This window comes from Paraburkholderia sp. 32, from assembly GCF_050435345.1.
Lineage (GTDB): Bacteria > Pseudomonadota > Gammaproteobacteria > Burkholderiales > Burkholderiaceae > Paraburkholderia > Paraburkholderia tuberum.
Genome location: NZ_JBNDKD010000001.1, coordinates 1578730 through 1597924, shown reverse-complemented (window position 1 = coordinate 1597924; position 19195 = coordinate 1578730). Strand labels below are relative to the sequence as shown.

General features: G+C 64.4%; 15 protein-coding genes and 1 pseudogene. 10 read left to right on the top strand and 6 right to left on the bottom strand.

The window, feature by feature from the left end:
• Positions 1-104: 104 nt before the first annotated feature.
• From OKW26_RS07580 to OKW26_RS07570, 3 genes are all read left to right on the top strand, one after another.
• Complete coding sequence (locus tag OKW26_RS07580) at positions 105-1109, top strand: LysR family transcriptional regulator (RefSeq protein WP_018423444.1); 1005 nt, start codon at positions 105-107, stop codon at positions 1107-1109.
• Between the two features lie 211 nt (positions 1110-1320).
• On the top strand, positions 1321-1626 hold the full coding sequence (locus OKW26_RS07575; RefSeq protein WP_429353146.1) for a DUF4148 domain-containing protein: 306 nt from the start codon (positions 1321-1323) through the stop codon (positions 1624-1626).
• Positions 1627-1959: 333 nt separating this feature from the next.
• Positions 1960-2940 (top strand): aldo/keto reductase, encoded by a 981-nt coding sequence (locus OKW26_RS07570; RefSeq protein ID WP_429353145.1) that lies wholly within the window; start codon positions 1960-1962, stop codon positions 2938-2940.
• 139 nt (positions 2941-3079) lie between these two features.
• On the opposite strand, the gene OKW26_RS07565 is transcribed toward OKW26_RS07570, so the two are convergent.
• The 4 genes from OKW26_RS07565 to OKW26_RS07550 all read right to left on the bottom strand — a co-directional run bounded on the left by OKW26_RS07565 (position 3080) and on the right by OKW26_RS07550 (position 11088).
• Positions 3080-3985 (bottom strand): cation diffusion facilitator family transporter, encoded by a 906-nt coding sequence (locus tag OKW26_RS07565; protein ID WP_090807058.1) that lies wholly within the window; start codon positions 3983-3985, stop codon positions 3080-3082.
• 172 nt (positions 3986-4157) lie between these two features.
• The gene (locus OKW26_RS07560) at positions 4158-8996 is read right to left on the bottom strand and encodes an NAD-glutamate dehydrogenase (RefSeq protein ID WP_429353144.1); all 4839 of its coding nucleotides are present in this window, start codon (positions 8994-8996) and stop codon (positions 4158-4160) included.
• Positions 8997-9193: 197 nt separating this feature from the next.
• Positions 9194-10054: an alpha/beta fold hydrolase gene (locus OKW26_RS07555; protein WP_429353143.1), complete on the bottom strand. Its 861-nt coding sequence runs from the start codon at positions 10052-10054 to the stop codon at positions 9194-9196.
• Positions 10051-11088 (bottom strand): M14 family zinc carboxypeptidase, encoded by a 1038-nt coding sequence (locus tag OKW26_RS07550; protein ID WP_187611215.1) that lies wholly within the window; start codon positions 11086-11088, stop codon positions 10051-10053. The genes OKW26_RS07555 and OKW26_RS07550 overlap by 4 nt, the downstream gene beginning before the upstream one ends.
• Positions 11089-11400: 312 nt before the next feature.
• Here OKW26_RS07550 and phnC point away from each other — a divergent pair, with 312 nt between their 5' ends.
• The 4 genes and pseudogenes from phnC to OKW26_RS07530 all read left to right on the top strand — a co-directional run.
• Entirely contained in the window at positions 11401-12285 is an 885-nt protein-coding gene (gene phnC / locus OKW26_RS07545; protein ID WP_429353142.1) for a phosphonate ABC transporter ATP-binding protein, read from the top strand.
• Between the two features lie 59 nt (positions 12286-12344).
• Positions 12345-13322 (top strand): phosphonate ABC transporter substrate-binding protein, encoded by a 978-nt coding sequence (phnD, locus tag OKW26_RS07540; protein ID WP_429353141.1) that lies wholly within the window; start codon positions 12345-12347, stop codon positions 13320-13322.
• Positions 13319-14158 carry a phosphonate ABC transporter, permease protein PhnE gene (gene phnE / locus OKW26_RS07535; protein WP_184064237.1) on the top strand — a complete coding sequence of 280 codons (840 nt, stop codon included), beginning with the start codon at positions 13319-13321 and terminating at the stop codon, positions 14156-14158. Before phnD ends, phnE begins: the two co-directional genes overlap by 4 nt.
• 114 nt (positions 14159-14272) lie before the next feature.
• Positions 14273-14506: pseudogene (locus OKW26_RS07530) on the top strand (EamA family transporter); the annotation flags it as partial.
• A 199-nt stretch (positions 14507-14705) separates the two neighbouring features.
• On the opposite strand, the gene OKW26_RS07525 reads toward OKW26_RS07530, so the two are convergent.
• Positions 14706-15050, bottom strand: a complete 345-nt coding sequence (locus OKW26_RS07525) for a DUF4148 domain-containing protein (RefSeq protein ID WP_429353140.1) — start codon at positions 15048-15050, stop codon at positions 14706-14708.
• A 254-nt stretch (positions 15051-15304) separates the two neighbouring features.
• Here OKW26_RS07525 and OKW26_RS07520 point away from each other — a divergent pair, with 254 nt between their 5' ends.
• Positions 15305-15832 carry a thioesterase family protein gene (locus OKW26_RS07520; protein WP_187611210.1) on the top strand — a complete coding sequence of 176 codons (528 nt, stop codon included), beginning with the start codon at positions 15305-15307 and terminating at the stop codon, positions 15830-15832.
• Positions 15833-15834: 2 nt separating this feature from the next.
• Positions 15835-16800, top strand: a complete 966-nt coding sequence (locus tag OKW26_RS07515) for an alpha/beta hydrolase (protein WP_429353139.1) — start codon at positions 15835-15837, stop codon at positions 16798-16800.
• Between the two features lie 41 nt (positions 16801-16841).
• Here OKW26_RS07515 and OKW26_RS07510 read toward each other — a convergent pair whose 3' ends face one another.
• Positions 16842-17804 carry a response regulator gene (locus OKW26_RS07510; protein WP_429353138.1) on the bottom strand — a complete coding sequence of 321 codons (963 nt, stop codon included), beginning with the start codon at positions 17802-17804 and terminating at the stop codon, positions 16842-16844.
• A 605-nt stretch (positions 17805-18409) separates the two neighbouring features.
• Between OKW26_RS07510 and OKW26_RS07505 the strand changes: the two genes are divergently transcribed.
• Positions 18410-19186, top strand: coding sequence for a hypothetical protein (locus tag OKW26_RS07505; protein ID WP_429353137.1), 777 nt, complete (start codon positions 18410-18412; stop codon positions 19184-19186).
• Positions 19187-19195: the final 9 nt, after the last annotated feature.

Here is a 19195-nt window from a genome sequence, read left to right as displayed (position 1 = left end):
CCTATAATCCGGCAACACAATTCGGTGCCTTTGAACAATCCCGATGCGATTGTTTTCGCGGACTCCATTCCCGCCTGTGCACCAGCCCCTTCTGGAGGTTTGCAATGGACCGGCTTCAGGCCATGCAAGTGTTCACGCGCGTCGTCGACACCAACAGCTTTACCCGCGCAGCGGAAACGCTCGACCTGCCGCGCGCATCGGTTACTACGATTATTCAGAACCTCGAAGCGTTTCTCGGCACGCGGCTGATGCACCGGACCACCCGCCGTCTGTCGCTGACGCCCGATGGCGCCGCGTACTACGAGCGCTGCGTGCGCATCCTCGCGGATGTCGAAGAGACCGAGGCGAGTTTCCAGAGCGGCAACAAGAAGCCGCACGGCAAGCTACGCATCGACATGCCGGGCTCGATTGGCCGTCTGCTCGTCATTCCGTCGCTGTGCGAATTCCACACGCGCTATCCGGACATCGATCTGCAACTGGGCCTGACCGACCGGCCCGTCGATCTGCTGCAAGAAGGTGTCGATTGCGTGGTGCGTGTCGGCGCGTTGCAGGATTCGTCGCTGGTCGCGCGCCGCATCGGTCTGTTCGAGGGCGTGACCTGCGCGTCGCCCGACTACATCAAGCGCGCGGGCGTGCCCGCTTCGCTCGAAGATCTCGACAATCACAAAGCCGTCAACTACTTCTCGAGCCGCACGGGACGCACGCTCGACTGGGCGTTCCTGGTGAACGGCAACGAAGTGGAAGTGAAGATGAAAAGCATCGTGTCGGTCAACGACGCGGATGCCTACGTGACCTGCGGACTCGAAGGCTTTGGCCTGATTCAGCCGGCGCGCTTCATGGTGCTGCCGCATCTGGGCTCGGGTCAGCTCGTCGAAGTACTGCCGGACTTGAAACCCTTGCCGATGCCGATTTCGGCAGTCTATCCGCACAGTCGTCATCTGTCGCCGAAAGTCCGCGTTTTCGTAGACTGGATCGCGGAGCTGTTCGATCGTTGCCCATTGCTGAGCGGACGCGGCACTCTCGACGCCACCTGCACGAAGCGCACATTCGAGCAGCGCGAGTCCGCGCCGGCACTCGACACGCCGGTGATGACCGAATGGGTCGCATGAAGTACGCGAAGTGAAACAGTGAATTCCAGCCGCGGCGCCAATGCCGCGGCAACCGTGCAATTGCACGGCCCCGGTGAAGCCTCGCTCGCGATTGTTCCCGAATCGCGACAATTCATTTCGCAAAACCGCGATTTATCCACACCGCGTCGACGTCTACATTTCACCCTGTCGCAGCGCCATCGCGCTGCCAATGAATCGACAGGAGTGAATCATGAAACGCAATCTGTTGGCGGGCCTCGCTCTGTCGCTGCTCGTCAGCGTTCCGGCATTTGCGCAAGGCGGCGGCGGTATCGGCCGCGCGGGAACGTATGACACGCAACCGGCGCCGAGCGCGAGCACGAAGACACGCACCGAGGTCAAGGCCGAACTGGTCGCCGCGTATCGCGACGGCTCGCTGCCCTCACTGAATCGCACCTCGTATCCGGACAAAGGCCTGATCGGCCAGACGCAAGCCGCGCGCATCGCGTTGCAGGAAGGAACGAACGGCGAAGTGACGCGCGTTGCGAAGGGCCAGTAACGAGTTAGAAGAAGTTGATTCAGAACCCGGCGCGCTTGCGGCGCAAAACTGCGCGCCTCTCCATCGAGGAGCACATCATGACACCATCGGAACTCGACAACTGGAATACCGACACGCCCGTGTGGACACCGTATCGCCCGATACAGCATTGAGCGTTGGCTGTCGTTCACGGCACTCGGCGTCATGCGCCCGCGAAGTGGCTTCGCGGGCGCATTCGCATTGAAGCGATCGAAAGCGGGTGCGGCCTGTGACGACGCGCTTGCCGTCGTTTCCCTATAATCGAATATCCTTCCCTCGCAGCGGGTTTGTGCGCTTCACTATAGGAGCAACACGATGGATTATGTGAAACTCGGCCGCACCGGCCTCGATGTATCGCGTCTCTGTCTCGGCTGTATGAGTTATGGCGTACCCTCGCGCGGCACGCACCCCTGGTCGCTCGACGACGAAGCCGCGCGGCCTTTCATCAAGCAGGCGCTCGATCACGGCATCAACTTCTTCGACACGGCCAACGTCTATTCGGACGGCACCAGCGAGGAAATCGTCGGCCGTGCGCTGAAGGACTTTGCGAAGCGCGATGAGATCGTGCTCGCCACCAAGGTCAATAGCCGCATGCATCCGGGCCCGAACGGCGCGGGGCTGTCGCGCAAGGCGATCATGGCGGAGATCGATAACAGCCTGCGGCGGCTCGGTACCGACTATGTCGACCTGTATCAGATCCATCGCTGGGACTACGGCACGCCAATCGAAGAAACGATGGAAGCGCTGCACGATGTCGTGAAAGCCGGCAAGGCGCGCTATCTCGGCGCGTCGTCGATGTACGCATGGCAGTTTGCCAAGGCGCTGCAGGTGGCTGAGCGCAATGGCTGGACGCGCTTCGTGACGATGCAGAACTACGTGAATCTGCTGTACCGCGAGGAAGAGCGCGAAATGCTGCCGCTGTGCGAAAGCGAAGGCATCGGCGTGATTCCGTGGAGTCCGCTTGCCCGCGGACGCTTGACGCGCGACTGGGACACCGAAAGCGCGCGCTCGGAAACCGATGAATTCGGCCGCACGCTGTACGCGCACACGCAGGAAGCGGATCGGCGTATCGTCGAGCGGGTCAGCGAGATCGCGAAAGAACGCGACGTGCCGCGCGCGCAGGTTGCGCTAGCGTGGGTGCTGCAGAAGAAGCCGATTACCGCGCCGATTGTCGGTGCTACCAAACTGCATCATCTCGACGATGCGGTCGCGGCGCTCTCGTTGAAGCTCAGTGACGACGAAGTTCGCCGGCTCGAAGAGCTGTATGTGCCGCATGCGGTGGCGGGGTTCAAATAAACGCTGTGAAGCGTACTGGCATCCAGTCGGGACGGGCGGAATGACCCGCGATTGCAGCGCACGTCGCTTCGCCTCCTCTCGCCTCCGCTCGTCCGCGGGGTTCACGGACCCGATTCATGCCCGAGTGGAGAAGTCTTCTTTAATTGCGCGGCACATCCGGTTCGAAGAACACCCAGCGCACCTGAGGAAACGTGGCCTGCAGATCGGCCTCGATGACGTTGATCGCATCGACCATCGCGCGGCCGCTCGCGTAGTCGATCATTTCCGCCTGCACCGCCACCACCACGTGACGCCCCCACTGCAGCGTGATCAAGTTGATGATGCCGCGAATCTCGGGACGCGCGCGCAGATGCGCGTCGATGGCGCTGCGCACTTCCGGGCTCGCCGATTCGCCGACGAGCATCGACTTCACTTCCCGCGCGACGAGCCACGCGATCGTCATCAGCAGAAAACCGATCCCCACCGAGCCGAGCGCGTCATACACGGGGCTGCCGGTCACCATCGTCGATAGCACCGCGACGAAGGCGATCGCGAGACCGAATAGCGCGGCGATATCTTCGCCGGCCACGACCAGCAGATCCGATTCGCGCGTCTCGCGAAACCAGTGCCACAGATTTTTATCCGGATGCGTCTTGCGAATCTCCTTGACCGCGCCCCACAACGATAGCGATTCGAGCACCACCGACACACCGAGCACCGCCAACGCGACGAACGCATATTGCAACGGCTCGCGCGCAATCAGTCGATGCACGCCCTCATACACCGAAAACGCACCGCCGACGAAAAACAGCAGCAACGCAACCAGCAGCGAATAGAAGTTGATTTCGCGACCGCTACCCATCGGATGCAAAGGGCTCACCGGCTTGCGCGCTTCGCGCAGTCCGAATAGCAGCAGCAGTTGATTGCCGCAGTCGGCGGTGGAGTGAATCGCTTCGGCGAACATCGATCCGGAGCCGGTGAACGCCGCCGCGGCGAACTTGCAGACGGCGATGCCGAAGTTGGCGGCGAGTGCGTAGAAAATGGCTTTCGGCGATTCTTCTTTCATCTGCTGGCGGCGGTCGGTGAGTGGGCTGGGTATTGTTGGGTATTGCACGAGCGAAGTGATCGGCAAGTACTCGATATTATGGATGACAACGACACACCCGGTCGCAGGAATCGGACCTGATGTGCCGTCGTGCCGCCAGTTCCCCAGGCGTCCTTTGCACCATTCGTGCGGCTCACGCCCTCTCGAGCGCCGCCATCTCCCGTACGACAACCAGCAGCACCGAAAGACTCGCGCCGCCCGTCGCGCGCAGATCGGTCAGCAGACGCGTATAACGCTCGAGCTGTGCCGCGCGTTTGTCGCGCCACGCTTGCACCAGCGAATCGGGCGTCGATGCATCGGTCGCGCCGGCCAATGCGCTCGTGGTCAGCGCGCGCTTGAGCCGCGCGAGTTCGGCGAGCGCCGATGCGCGCGCGAGCATGTCCCAATGCGTCGGCGCCGGCAACGAGGCGGCGCGCTCGCTGATCCAGCTGTAATTCAGCAACGTGCCGAGCGCGAAGTAGACGCCCGCGACCTGTTCGAGATTGCGCCCGCACGTCGACGCGACTTCGGCGATATCGAGCAGAGCGGCCGACACCTCGCCGCTCGCGATCCGCACCGCGAGATCGCTATCGACACCCGCATCGACGAACACCCGTTGCCGCTCCGACAACGCTTCGAGGTCCGCACCAGGCAACAGCGTCGGCCATTGTGGCGCGAGACGCTGCGCGGCGTCGCGACAGCGCGCGAGCAGGCCGGTCACGTCGTCGCCGGCCGCGCCCGTTTGCAGATGCCGCAGGAACCACAGCGCCGAACGTTCGACGAGCCGCGCGACCTCCGCGAACATGCGTGCCTGCACGTCGTCGGGAACGCGGTTGTCGAGCGCGTCGATGCTGCGCCAGATCTGATCGAGATCGAACACGTCGCGCGCCATGATGCACGCGCGCACGATGTCGCCGGGCTCTGCATCGGTCTCCTCCATCAGCCGATGCACGAACTCGCAGCCGACGCGATTCACGAGCGCATTGGTCAGATGCGTCGCGAGGATTTCACGGCGCAGCGGATGGCGCTGCATCGGTTCGCGGAAACGCTGCTGCAGAGGTTTCGGAAAGTACTCGATCAACATATCGCTGACGAGCGGATCTTCCGGCATCGACGATTCGAGCAGCGCGTCATAGAGCCACATCTTGCTGTACGCGAGCAGCACCGCGCGCTCGGGTGTCGTCAGTCCCTGCTTCGCGGCCGCGCGCTCGGCGATGTCCTCGTCGGTGGGCAGAAACTCGATCACGCGATTGAGCCGCCCCGCCTTCTCCAGATAGCGCATCAGGCGCGCTTCGGCATCGAGCAGCTCCACGCCAAAACGGCCCGCGATCGACAAAGCCTGGGTCTGATAGTAGTTGTCCGTCAGCACGAGCAGACCGACTTCGTCGGTCATTTCGGCAAGCAACGCATTGCGCTGCTTCTCCGTCATCTCGCCGTCGGCGACGACGAGGCCCAGCAGAATCTTGATGTTGACCTCGTGATCCGAGCAATCGACACCGGCCGAATTATCGATCGCATCGGTATTGATGCGGCCGCCGCGCTGCGCGAACTCGATGCGCCCGAGTTGCGTCAAGCCGAGATTGCCGCCCTCGGCCACGACCTTGCAGCGCAGATCCGCGCCGTTCACGCGGATCGCGTCGTTCGCGCGATCGCCCGCCTGCTGATTGGTCTCGCGGCTCGCCTTCGCATAGGTGCCGATGCCGCCGTTGTAAAGCAGATCGACCGGCGCCTGCAGAATCACGCGCATCAGCTCGGCCGGCGAGAGCGCCGCCGCGCTGATCCCGAGCGCCGCCTGCACCGCCGTCGATAGCGGAATCGTCTTTGCGCTGCGCGGGAACACGCCGCCGCCGGCCGAGATCAGCGACGGATCGTAATCGGCCCAGCTCGAACGGTCGAGCATGAAGAGCCGCGCGCGCTCCGCCATGCTCGCCGCGGGATCGGGATTCGGATCGAGAAAGATATGGCGGTGATCGAACGCGGCGAGCAGCTTGATATGCGGCGACAGCAGCATGCCGTTGCCGAACACGTCGCCCGACATGTCGCCGACACCGACCACCGTGAAGTCCTCGCTCTGCGTGTCGACGCCGATTTCGCGGAAGTGCCGCTTGACCGACTCCCACGCGCCGCGCGCGGTGATGCCCATCTTCTTGTGGTCATAGCCGACCGAGCCGCCCGACGCGAACGCGTCGTCGAGCCAGAAACCGTATTCCTGCGAGATCGCATTAGCGTAGTCGGAAAACGTGGCCGTGCCCTTGTCGGCGGCGACGACCAGATACGGGTCGTCGGGATCGTGGCGCACCACGTCAGGCGGTGGCACGACGTCGGTGCTCGCCAGATTGTCGGTCACGTCGAGCAAGCCGCGCAGGAAGGTCTGATAGCACGCGACGCCTTCGCGCATCCACGCATCGCGCTCGCTCTGCGGCGGCGGATTCTTGACGACGAAGCCGCCCTTCGAGCCGACCGGCACGATCACCACGTTCTTCACCATCTGCGCCTTCATCAGGCCGAGCACTTCCGTGCGGAAATCCTCGCGCCGATCAGACCAGCGCAGGCCGCCGCGCGCGACGCGCCCGCCTCGCAGATGGACGCCCTCGACGCGCGGCGAATAGACCCAGATCTCGAACATCGGTTTCGGCTCGGGCAAGCCGGGCACCTGGGCGGGATCGAACTTGAACGACAGATACGGCTTCGGTTGGCCCAGAGCGTCATGGCGGTAGTAGTTGGTGCGCTTGGTCGCCTTGATCACGCCGAGGAACTGCCGCAGGATGCGGTCTTCGTCGAGATTAGGCACCTGGTCGAGCGCGCTGTCGATCGTCTCCAGACAAGCGTTGACGCGGGCCTCGCGTACCGCGCCGAGCGCCGGATCGAAGCGCGCGATGAACAGGTCGACGAGCATGCGCGCAATCGCCGGATTGCCGGTCACCGCGCGTTCGATATACGCGTCGCTGAACGTCGAACCGACTTGCCGCAAATACTTCGCGTAAGCGCGCAGAATCGTCACCTCGCGTGCATTGAGCTGCGCGCGCAGCACGAGGCGGTTGAAGTCGTCGCTTTCGATCGTGCCGGTCCACACCTGCTCGAACGCCTGTTCGAACAGATCCTTGACCCGCTCGATGTCGAACTCGGTATCGTCCGCGAGTTCGAGGCCGAAGTCGTGGATCCACGCGGGCATCGCACCGGGCGCCTCGATCAGATAAGGCCGCTCTTCGTCGACGCGCACGCCCAGATGTTCGAGCATCGGCAAGCTGCGCGACAGTGCGATCGGCAGCCCCGCGCGATACACCTTGAAACGGAACGCGCGCGGTCCCGATTCGATCGGCCTGTACAGGTTCATCGCGAGCCGCTCGCTGCCCTGCACGCGCTCGATCAGTTCGATATCGCGCACGGCCGTGCGCGCCGGATAGTCGTCGCGATAGCCGGCCGGGAACGAATCGGCGTAGTGCTGCAGCAAACGGTTGCCCTGCTCTTCTCCGTACGCGTCGAGCAATGCGTCGGCCAGATCGTCCTGCCAGCGTCGCGCGACCTGCACGAGGCGCGCTTCGAGCTCGCGTGTGTCGACGCTCGGCATGCCGCCCGCCTTGGCATGGACGACGAAATGAATTCGCGCGAGCGTCGACTCCGACAGCAGCGGCGTGAATTCGACGTTCTCACCATTGAATGCGTCGGCGAGCAGGTTCGCGATGCGCTGCCGCAGATCGGTGTTGTACTTGTCGCGCGACACGAACACGAGGCACGATACGAAGCGATCGAAGCGATCGCGCCGCACGAACAGCCGCGTGCGCTGATGCTCCTGCAAACGCAGCACGCCGAGGGCGGTGTCGTACAGCTGGTCCTCGTCGGCCTGGAACAATTCGTCGCGCGGATAGGTCTCGAGCACCGTCACCAGCGATTTCGCCAGATGACCTTTCGGCAGGAATGCGGCGCGTCTGACGATATTTGCGCATTTGCGCCTCACGATCGGAATCTCCGCGGCCGACACGAAATAAGCGGTCGACGTATACAGGCCGATGAAGCGCCGCTCGCCCGTCACCTTGCCATCGGCGCCGCTCAGCTTGATGCCGACATAGTCGAGATAGCCGGGCCGGTGCACCGTGGCGCGCGAATTGGCCTTGGTCAGAAAGATCGGCGACGACCCGGAGATGATCTCCGTGGCCGCCGGCGGCAACGGCGTGACTTCCGCCGCGCCGCCCGGCTGCTGCGCATCGCGCAGAATGCCGAGACCGGAGCCCGCGACCGCCCGCAAACCGTAGCCGCCGTCGTGCTGCACCAGTTCGTAATCACGGTGGCCGAGGAACGTGAAATGATCGGCGACCATCCATTCGACGAACGCGCGCGCTTCGACGCCCTCGGGACCGCTTTCGCGCACCTTCATATCTTGAATGGTCTGCTTCGCGCGTTCGATGATCTTCGGCCAATCCTCGACCGCCGCGCGCACGTCGCCGAGCACGCGCGCGATGTCGTCGCGCAACGCATCGAGTTTTGCGGCATCGCCACAACGATCGACCTCGAAATGGATGCACGAGGTCAGATGCGAGCGCGTATCGCCGGCTTCTTCGGCACCTTGGCTCACGCGCGCGATGCTGCCGTCCGGCGCGCGCCAGACCCGAAATACCGGATGGACGACCGAATGCAGCGCGAGCCGATGCCGGTTGACCGACATCGAGACCGAATCGACGAGGAACGGCATGTCGTCGTTGACGATTTCGATCACCGTGTGATCGGAATGCCAGCCATGCTGTTCGAGGATCGGGTTATACACGCGCAGCCGCTGCTCGCCCGGCACGAAGCGCTGCGCGGTCTGCCAGTGGGCCAGCGCCGCGCCGTACAGATCGGCGATCGAGCGGCTTTGCAGATCGCCCGCGTCGACGAAATCGTAGTAATGCCGCAGGAAGGGTTCGACGATATTGAAGGCCGGCTCCGACAACCGCCCCCGCGCGAATTCGACAACATCGTTCAGCAGGTGTGTGACGGCTTCTTCGTTCTTTGCTTGCATGATCGACTCCCCTGGCTGGCGGCAATGGTGAGTATCGCGTGATTCGCAGGCAACGTCTGACTTGGAATTATGCGCCTGCCGTACGCGATACGGCCGTTTCGCGCAGTCAGGTAATACCCGCTGACCGGTCGTCGAAGAATCGCCGCCCTCCCACATAGCATCTAGCATCGCTGCGGCGCGGCAACGCCGTGCGCGGCTCAACGCTCGGGCTTTGCGGGCGCCGGTGCCGGCGCGGCCGCATCGCTATTCTCGGCGCGCTGGGTGAGCCACGCGCGAATCTGCGCGGCCGTCCACGCGGGATCGTCATGCGGTAGATCGTGGCCGGCCCACGGATGCTTGCGATGCGGCGCGCCCCACGCCGCCGCGAGCTTCGCCGAACAGACCGGGTTGACGAGCCCATCGGCATCCGACGACAGAATCAGCAGTGCACACTCCGGCGCGGCGGGCGTCGCGCTAAAGCACGCGGCCGCCCACAATTGCCGCAGCGCATTCGCGCGGCTCACCCGCGCGCTGCGGCGAATCGCGGTCCAGGCAGCGAGATCCGCGCCCAAGGTGCGGAGGTTATTGCACGTGAGTCGATGGATGCCGCTCTCGGCATCGGCGGCATCGCTCCAATGCGCCGCGACGCCGAGCAGACCAGGCCACGCCGACGGCCGCAGCCGCTCGTGCATGCGGCTGAATGGCCGCATGCTCGTATTGATCAGCACGAGCCGTTCGATCTCGCCGGGATGACGCTGTGCCCAGTGGGTCGCGACCATGCCGCCGAGCGACATCGCGAGCACGTTGTAGGGGCCCGGCACACCCGTTTCGAGCGCTGCCTGCCGCACGAATGCGACCATGCCCGCGACGCTCGCGGGCGCGCGCCGCCGCACGTATTCACCGTTGCCAGGCAGATCGAGCAGCAGCAAACGCAAGCCGGTCGTGCTCGTTGCGGCTGGGGTTGCATCGCGCAAGCGATCGCTCGAAATTTGACCCAGGGTTTCGCGCAACGCCGCCGGCAAGCGCCCCCAATGCCGCGTTTCCCGCGTCAGTCCGCGCAGCAAAATCCATGTGCTCATACGCGATCCGGCCCGTACCAGTGATCGAGCGCGCTTTGCAGCAACTGCTCGCGACGGTTGCCTTGCGGCAGCCAGCGCTGCGCCGAAAACGCCGCGCGCGCGAGGAAGTCGAACAGGTTCGCATGGCGCCGCAGCACGCGCGCGGTGCGATGCTCCATGACCGGATTGAACATGCCCTGCCGCGAAAACAACTGCCGCGGGTTTTTCTTGATCCACAGCCACGAGCCGAGTTCGAGCGTCATCGGCAGAAAGACGTTCGGCGCCGGCGTGCGGTCATACGCGTAGTCCCACAGGTCGCCGTGCAGCAGATACTGATGGCTTTGCGGCTCGAACGTGTAGCCGTGATGCGGATGCGCGTGTTCGAACATGCTCTTCAACACGTACATTTCGGGCAGATGCGGCATCTGCCGGCGGGTTCGGGCGTACGGAAACCAGATGCTGTCGCTCCAGCCGTAGCCGGAATGGCAATCGAGCGCGATGCTCAACGGCCGCGCGGCGAGCTGCGTCTCGACGACATGCAGCAGCGCGGCCGCCTCGACCTCCATCGGCTCGCCCGCGCGGCCGCGATACCAGGGCAACCACGCGCCGACCCGCTGGCCGCCCGCCAGCAGCGGCACGCGCGCGTCGGCGTCTTGCGGTGCGTTGCGCATCAGGTCGACGCCGCGCGGATTCGCGCGCGTCGCTGCCCACATGCCGCCGGGATTCGCGATCGGTAAAAAGATCAGCCGGATGGACTGCAATTGCCGCACCAGCAATTCGTCCCATTCGAGCCGAGCGAGCAACGCGCGCATATAGTCGAGGACGAGTTGCGAGCCGATTCGCTCGAGCCCGTGAATCCCGCCGAAAAAGCCAATGGCTGGCGCGAGCGGATCGGATGAACCGATGCTCGCGGTGTAGACGGAAAAGCGCCGGCCGCGTACCTCGGTCTCGCAGACCGCGCGGATTTCGAAGCTCGCCCTGCCCTGGTCGAGTATCGACTTGAGATCTTCATATTCGGCAAAACTGTCCGGAAGAAAGCTCAAAGGAGTCGGCATGACGGCGTGACCGGAGTGTCGGGATTATTAAGGACGGCCGGAAAACCCGCACTATAGCCTGGCTGTGTGTCGGCACGCGCGAGCGCGCACGTGTGCACGCGAATCGTGTCATCCGTATGTCACTTTCCGTTCGAATCACTGACTTCGCAATGACTTCGTTTTGCCATCCTGACGACACATGACACAGCGGAAAACGCGACGCACAAAGATGTAGTCGTCTAGACGTTGCGATGCCTTCACTCAACCGTCACAGTCGCTTCCTAGAATGTGCCCACACCTGCCGGCAGTGGCCGGATGCAAGAGGGAATACAGATGGAAGCGATCCGAGAAGCTATTCGAATCGAGCGTTTGAGCAAGACGTTCGGTAACGGCCGCAAAGCGCTCGACGAAATCGATCTGCGCGTCGCGCCCGGTGAAATGGTCGCGCTGATCGGCGCGTCCGGCTCGGGAAAATCGACGTTGCTGCGGCATATCGCGGGCTTTACCGCGTCGGACGCGCAGCCGTCGCAAATCGAGATTCTCGGCCGGCCGATCCAGCAGAACGGCCGCATCGTGCGCGAGGTGCGCAGCATTCGCCGCGACATCGGCTTCGTGTTCCAGCAGTTCAATCTGGTGAACCGGCTGTCGGTCGAAACCAACGTGCTGATCGGCGCGCTCGCGCGCCTGCCGCGGTGGCGGAGTCTCTCCGGCCGCTTCCCGCGCGCGGAACGCGCGCTGTCGCGGGCCGCGCTGCACGAGGTCGGGATCGGCGAATATGCGCGCGAACGGGCCGCGAACCTGTCGGGCGGTCAACAGCAACGTGCCGCGCTCGCACGGGCGCTCGTGCAACGTGCGCAAATCGTGCTCGCCGACGAGCCGATTGCCTCGCTCGATCCCGAGTCGTCGCGCCGCGTGATGGACATGCTGCAAGCGCTGAACGTCGAGCACCGGATCACGGTGCTGGTGTCGCTGCATCAGGTCGACATCGCGCTGCAGTACTGCCCGCGCACGGTCGCGCTGCGTCGCGGCAAGGTGGTCTACGACGGCCCTTCCAGTGCGCTGACACCGGCGCTGCTAAAGAAACTCTACGGCGGCGATGCGCGCGAACTGCTCGACGACGCGACGCACGACGCAGACGAAACTCACGACGAGCCTGACGCCCCCGACACCGCCGCCGCGCGCTACGCGTTCGCGTTGAACGCCGCGCCGTCGAACTGAACCGCGCACGCTGTCGCGCGCTTTTGATTCTCTCCGTCCACTCAACCGGATCTCAACCGATGAAATTCCTGCGCTCCCTGATCACGCTCGCGGCCGGCGCTGCCGCTTTTGCCTGCATCACCGCGGCCCACGCCGAGGACATCAACCTCGGGATCATCTCGACCGATTCGTCGGCGGTGCTCAAGCAACGCTGGGAACCGCTGATCGATGACATGAAGAAACAGACCGGCCTGAACGTGAAGGCATTCTTCGCGACCGATTACGCGGGCATCATCGAAGGCATGCGCTTCAACAAGGTGCAGGTCGGCTATTTCGGCAACGCGTCGGCGATCGAAGCCGTCGATCGTTCGGGTGGCGAAGTATTCGCGAAAGCGCAGCACGCGAACGGCGACAGCGGCTACTACTCGCTGCTGATCACCAACGTGAACAGCCGCTTCAAGACGCTCGACGACGTGTTCAAGGACACGAAGAGCGTGACGCTCGGGTTCGGCGATCCGAACTCGACGTCGGGCACGCTGGTGCCTGGCTACTACCTGTTCGCGAAGCACAACGCGCCGGTCTACACGTCGTTCAAGAGCGTGCTGCCGTCGAGCCACGAAGCGAATCTGCTGGCCGTCGTCAACAACAAGATCGACATCGCGACCAACAACAGCATGATGATGGAAACGCTCAAGCGCGAGCATCCGGACAAGTTCGCGCAGGTGCGCGTGCTGTGGACCTCGCCGCTGATTCCTTCGGACCCGCTCGTGTGGCGCAAGGATCTGCCGGAAGCGACGAAGGACAAGCTGCGCAAGTTCTTCCTGAACTACGCGAAAACCGATTTGCACGAAAAAGCGGTGATGGCCGGCATCACCGAGTACAGCGGCTTCGAGGCATCGTCGGATCGGCAACTGCTGCCGATTCGCGAGATCGTGCTGTTCCAGCAGAAGCAGAAGATCGAGAACGATGCGCATCTGTCCGATAGCGACCGCAAGACGCAATTGGCCGCTCTCGACGCGAAGCTGAGCGCGCTCAGCAACGCACAGTCGAAGCAATGAACTCCGCCGATCTGAGCACGTCGCCCGCGCGCGCGAGCGAAGCGGCCGCCGCGCGGACGGCGCAAGATAAAGATCGTGCCGGCAAGCGCAGCTGGTGGTCGTTGCTCGGCTGGATCGCGGTGCTCGCGGTGCTCGGCGGCGCATGGCACGGCGCCGACATGCGGCCGCTCGATCTGCTCAGCGACTCGGCCAACATGGGCCAGTTCGCCGCGGACTTCTTCCCGCCCGACTTCACCGAGTGGCGCAGCTACGTGCACGAGATGTACGTGACGCTGGCGGTCGCGATCTGGGGTACCGCGCTCTCCCTCGTCTGCGCGGTGCCTTGCGGCCTGATGTCAGCGCACAATCTCGCGCCGCAGTGGGTCGTGCAGCCGATGCGCCGCCTGATGGACGCATGCCGCGCGATCAACGAGATGGTCTTCGCGATGCTGTTCATCGTCGCGGTCGGCCTCGGGCCGTTCGCCGGCGTGCTCGCGCTGTGGGTGCATACGACGGGCGTGCTCGCCAAACTGTTCGCAGAAGCGGTCGAGGCGATCGATCCGCGCCCGGCCGAAGGCGTGCGCGCAACCGGCGCGACGCGCCTCGACGAAATTGTCTATGCGGTGCTGCCGCAAGTGCTGCCGCTGTGGATCTCGTACGCGCTGTATCGCTTCGAGTCGAACGTGCGCTCGGCGATGGTGGTCGGCATGGTCGGCGCGGGCGGCATCGGCGTCGTGCTGTACGAAGCGATCCGCTCGTTCAACTATGCGCAGACGGCCGCGGTGATGATCATGGTGATCGTGGTCGTGACGGTGATCGATCTCGGCTCGGCGTGGCTGCGTGAACGGGTGATCTGAGGATGGCGCGCGTTCGCGCGCGCGGCACTGAGCAGCCGGATTCAAAACGCCATTCCAGCCTTGTTGCTGCCGCTGCCGGTGCTGACCGTGACCGCGTGACCGCGTGGCCGCGTGGCCGCGTGGCCGTATATCGTTGCGTCGGCAGTGCTCGAATGGGGCTATCTGCTCGCGCTGATTCGCGCGTACAGAAGCGGCGATTTCGGTCAGGTCTATCCGATTGCGCGCGGTCTTTCGCCGCTGCTCGTGTTCGTCGGCGCACTCGTGTTCGCGGGCGAGGTGCTGAAGCCGCTCGCCGCGCCCGGCATCGCGCTCGTGTCGTGCGGCATCGTCTCGCTCGCCTTTCGGCGCTGACGAGCAGGTTGACGAAGCCGAAATCGTAGGTCGCGCCCGCACCGAGGATGCGCTGCTGGTCGGTGCCCGCGCCCGTCGGGCTCACGACGAACGGTGAACTGAAGCCTCAGCCCGTGCTGTCGATCGCGCCAATCGTCAGATTCGACGGTGTCGCGTTGCTGCACTTCGCAAGTGACGTTAGTTGTACACGCTGCAATCAACGCGTGTAATTCACCACCGGCACGGAATACGAAGTCGGCGCGAAATCGGTGCGGCCACTGCGCTGCGACGAGCCATTCGACGGCGCACCGTAGCCGCTATTCTGCGCAGCCTGGTTTTGCGCCGCGACCTTTGCTTCGGCCGCCTGGATATTGGCCGGATAGTCGATCACGTTCGCATTGGACGGATCATGACCGGCCTTTTCGAGCTGAATCAGTTCGGTGCGGACCTGAGCGCGCGCGAGCGGCTGATCGGCCGGATTCGACTGGGCAAATGCCGCGAGCGGCGCGGCAACGAGAGCGGCGATAGCCCCTGCTTCGATCAGCGACCTGATGGACTTCATGATTTCCAACCTCCCGAGATGGCTTCATGCGATTGCCGCGGAGCCTGGTGCGACCATCGGCCATCCGCAGCGGTTAAGGCAGTTTAGAAGCCGGTCGAGCCACGTAGTAAGCCCTGAACCATGAATTCACTGTTGCCATAGCGGCCACAATTCGAGGCCACAACGTTCCGGCGCAGCCTCAACGCGATGCACTACACTGATAACGCCCAACGACGCGCCGCAGCCATCGCATTCGATCGAGGAGGTAGACGCTCATGTCGCATCCCGTTGCCCTGCCCTCTTACCGCGACGGCGTGCGCGCCGAATGGGTCGATTACAACGGCCACATGCGCGACGCGTTCTACCTGCTGATCTTCAGTCTCGCGGTCGACGGGCTGATCGATCTGATCGGCCTGCCCGATGCGGTGCGCAAAGAGCGGCATCGATCGATCTACACGCTCGAGGCGCATCTCAACTATCTGCATGAAATCAAACAAGGCACGCAGGTGCGTGTCGACATGCGCGTGCTCGGCTACGACGCGAAACGTATTCACGTGTATGTCGAAATGTTTGCGCTGGACACGACGCAAAGCCAACGCACCGGCCCCGTCGCCGCGGGCGAGCAGATGCTGCTGCACGTCGATACCAGCGGACCGCGCGGCGTTGCTTTCGATCCGGACGTCAAAGCGCGCGTACACGAACTCGCGCAAGCCCATGCGGCATTGCCGCCGGCGCGTTTCGCGGGACGTGTGATCGCTTTGCCATGCGCAGCGCAAACGGGAAACACTACTCAAACGGAGTGACCATGCTCGAGCCGGAAATCGCCGCCTTTATCGAACGAGCGAGCGCGCTCTATCCGTCGCATCACGCGGCGATGACGCCGCACGAGCAGCGCGAGCTGTATGACCGCTACGCCGCGACGTTGACGCCGCCACTGCCCAGCGAACTCACCACACGGGACGCAAGCTTTCGCACCGACGCGGGCCATGCGATCCCGCTACGGCTCTACCGGCATCCAGCGAAGGCAAGCGAACACGGCACGATCCGCGGCACGGTGCTGTATTTTCATGGCGGCGGCTTCGTGCTCGGCTCGCTGAACAGTCATCAGATGGTGACGGCGCGCCTCGCCGCCGACACCGGCCTCGACGTGATCGCGGTCGACTACCGGCTCGCGCCTGAGCATCGCGCGCCGGCCGCGCACGACGACTGCCTCGAGATCACGCGTGCCGCGTTGAACCACCGCCTGCCGTTCGACCTCCCAGAGCGCGCCGCATTGCAACTCGCGGGCGATAGCGCCGGCGGCACGCTCGCGGCAAGCGTCGCGCTACGCCTGCGTGACGAATGTGCGAGCGGGGTGCGCGGCATCGCGCTCGTCTATCCGATGCTCGGCACCGAGCCGCAATTGCCCGCGCGCGACACCGAGTCCGATGCGCCGATGCTGACGCTCGCGGACGTGCATAAGTTTCGCGACGCTTACTGGGGAAAAGGAGAGGAAGCCGACCCAACGCCCGGCCCCGCGTGGACGATCCCGCTCGCCGCAACCCGCTTCGACGGGCTGCCGCCGACGCTGGCCATCGGCGCCGAGCACGACCCCCTACGCGACGACGCGCGCGTGTTCGTCGAGCGGATTCGCGAAGCTGGTGGAGATGCCCGGCTGCTGGTCGGCACGGGGCTCGTGCATGGATGCTGGCGCGCGCTTGAAACAAGCCCCGGCGTGCAGGCCATGCACAGGGCTGTATGCGAATTTCTCCGCGAAAACGCACGCCATTAGCGCGGCGATATGCACCGCCGCGCCCGGCGCGTTATCGCGGCTCAGCGATGGCGGTCGCCGCGCCACTGCGCGAACGTGACCAGATCGAGGCCGACCTCGGCCGGCTCTATGGGGGTCCAGCCGAAGAACGCGTCGTCCCAGCCAGGAATGCTTTGGGGCATCAGCGACCGGAACTTCATGCCGCCACGATACGCGAGGTCCGGCCAGAACAGCGGCATTACCTCGCGCGTGGCGAGCTGGCGCAGCAGGTCGGACGGGCCACCCTCGTCGGCGACGATCTCGCCCTGCGAGATCCAGTCGTTCTCGGCCCACGCGACGAACACGCTCGGGTTGCCCGCGGCGTCGAACATCAGGATCACGTTCTGCTCGGGCCGCCAGTAATACTCGACGATGCCCTGAGCGGCCACCACTTCGTCGATCATCTTGCGCGTGCGCGGATCGCAGTAGGTCATGCCGTTTTCGCCGAGCGCGAGCCAGCCCGACTCCGCGCAATGGCGGCTTTTGGCGTCCTTCAGGAAGTGCGTGAGGCGATTGGCCGAATCCGCGTCGGTCTTGCGCAGGTACAGGTCGACGATGCCGGCGTTGAAGGCCTTCACCGCGACGGTTTCATCGGCGACGCCGGTGAGCAATACCTTCGCGCAACGCAGGTGCGAGATCGACGACAAAAACTCGACGCCGCCGATGCCCGGCATGTCGTAGTCGACGACGACCGCCGCCACTTCCTCGAAGCGCGACGGCTGCGCGACGATGTCGCGCTCCGCCGAGGTCTCGACGAAGCGCTCGACGCCCGGTTCGCTCAGACACGCCGACGCTGCCGCGAATTCGAGCGAATTCTCGCGTGCGTGCTGGCGGATATAGTTGAGGGCCGCTTGCGGACGCGTGAAAAACAGGTTCGTGTAGGTGCCCGGGAAGAAACGGCGGAGCGCGTCGAGGTAGCTGTCGTTGTCGTCGACGAAAACCACTGTGGACGGATAAAAAACGGGAGGTCGAATAAAGTTGTTCATATCTTCACGTGTTTCTCACGCCGCCGCGAATGCCCCCGACCGACCGGTCGGTCGATCTGACGTTTCGCCAAACGACTGCCCAAGGAATGCCGGGCGATGCCTCGCCCGCGGGTCCGCATGATCAATGGGTTCTTGTCGCTACTACCGGTGACCGTCTGCCGTCGCTGTTCGCGCGTCTCGGGTGCCGCAGCCTGGCGCGGGCCTGCCGGCATGTGCGCTGCGAGCCAGTCGCTGCAAGTCGCTTTCACACGTCGGATAATCGAACCGTGGCTGCCGGTCGTCTGCATTGGTTCGTATAGTACAGGCTCCACGCATTGGCGGCACAACTTAAATCGCATTCCTGCAGGCGCCGGCCGCGCAATTGCGGGGGACTAATTGGTCGAAAAAGAAAATCGCGGCATGCGGAAAAAATGTCCGCTTCCGTCGTGCCGGCGAATGGCTTTACCGGCAAGCGCGCGCCGTTCGTGCCAGGTCCGTTCGGACATCAATCATCGTGACGCGCCGCAATATGCCGACAAGAAGCGTCGATGTCGAAATGGTCGTTTATCATCAGTCAATCGCAGTTGCTTAATGGTTGTCGCTTAGATATGACGAATACCGGCAAGATGATGATAGTCGGGCTGCTCGTGGTCGATGCGGGCGTCGCCGGTTATCTGCTGTACCCCAGGGACGATCAGGCGCCGGCCGTGACCGGCGCGGTGACCCGCAGCGTCACCGGCGCGGTGGAATCGGAACCGCAGACCGATGCGACGCGTGCCGCTGGCGCCAGCGTGAGGCCTGCGCAACCCGTGAGCCCGCCCGCGCCGCAATCGGCGCTGCCGCAGATGGAGTCGGCCACTCCGGCTCCGGGAGCCGCTCAGGCACCTGCTGCGGCGCCCGCCCCCGCCCCCGCCCCCGCCCCGTCCCTGCCCGCCACAGCGGCCGCGCCCGTGCCGAGCGTCACGCCCCAGTCGAGCCAGACCGCGAGCGGCCGCATCGATAACGCGGCGCCGCCCGCGGCCAATCCGGCCGCAGGCGCGCACGCCCCCTCGATGTCGCAGTCGTACGCACAGCAAAAGGCTCAACCGAGGCCGCAGTACGGGCCGCGCATCGACCAGACCCATGCCCGCCGGCGCGACGACACGCACCCGAATGGCGCCAACCCGGTCGCCGCGATGCTGACGGACCAACTGGTCAAGGAATCGGCGAAACCCGACCCGTCGCTGCCGATGCCGTCCGGCGTCACCGTGCCGTTGCAGTCTGCCAATCCCCCGGGGGCTGGCGCGGGTAGCGGCCGCGGCACGAATCCGGTCGCGTCGGCGATGACCGATCGGCTGGTCCGCGAATCGTCGAAGGTGGGACCGACGCAGCCCGCCGCGGAGCCGCCCATCATCAAACCCTGAGCGACGCGG

Coding starts and splice junctions, on each gene's coding strand:
- phnD (WP_429353141.1), top strand. CDS start 12,345: ATGAAATTCCTGCGCTCCCTGATCACGCTCGCGGCCGGCGCTGCCGCT.
- OKW26_RS07570 (WP_429353145.1), top strand. CDS start 1,960: ATGGATTATGTGAAACTCGGCCGCACCGGCCTCGATGTATCGCGTCTC.
- OKW26_RS07555 (WP_429353143.1), bottom strand. CDS start 10,054: ATGAGCACATGGATTTTGCTGCGCGGACTGACGCGGGAAACGCGGCAT.
- OKW26_RS07525 (WP_429353140.1), bottom strand. CDS start 15,050: ATGAAGTCCATCAGGTCGCTGATCGAAGCAGGGGCTATCGCCGCTCTC.
- OKW26_RS07565 (WP_090807058.1), bottom strand. CDS start 3,985: ATGAAAGAAGAATCGCCGAAAGCCATTTTCTACGCACTCGCCGCCAAC.
- OKW26_RS07505 (WP_429353137.1), top strand. CDS start 18,410: ATGATGATAGTCGGGCTGCTCGTGGTCGATGCGGGCGTCGCCGGTTAT.
- OKW26_RS07510 (WP_429353138.1), bottom strand. CDS start 17,804: ATGAACAACTTTATTCGACCTCCCGTTTTTTATCCGTCCACAGTGGTT.
- OKW26_RS07515 (WP_429353139.1), top strand. CDS start 15,835: ATGCTCGAGCCGGAAATCGCCGCCTTTATCGAACGAGCGAGCGCGCTC.
- OKW26_RS07575 (WP_429353146.1), top strand. CDS start 1,321: ATGAAACGCAATCTGTTGGCGGGCCTCGCTCTGTCGCTGCTCGTCAGC.
- OKW26_RS07550 (WP_187611215.1), bottom strand. CDS start 11,088: ATGCCGACTCCTTTGAGCTTTCTTCCGGACAGTTTTGCCGAATATGAA.
- phnE (WP_184064237.1), top strand. CDS start 13,319: ATGAACTCCGCCGATCTGAGCACGTCGCCCGCGCGCGCGAGCGAAGCG.
- OKW26_RS07580 (WP_018423444.1), top strand. CDS start 105: ATGGACCGGCTTCAGGCCATGCAAGTGTTCACGCGCGTCGTCGACACC.
- OKW26_RS07560 (WP_429353144.1), bottom strand. CDS start 8,996: ATGCAAGCAAAGAACGAAGAAGCCGTCACACACCTGCTGAACGATGTT.
- phnC (WP_429353142.1), top strand. CDS start 11,401: ATGGAAGCGATCCGAGAAGCTATTCGAATCGAGCGTTTGAGCAAGACG.
- OKW26_RS07520 (WP_187611210.1), top strand. CDS start 15,305: ATGTCGCATCCCGTTGCCCTGCCCTCTTACCGCGACGGCGTGCGCGCC.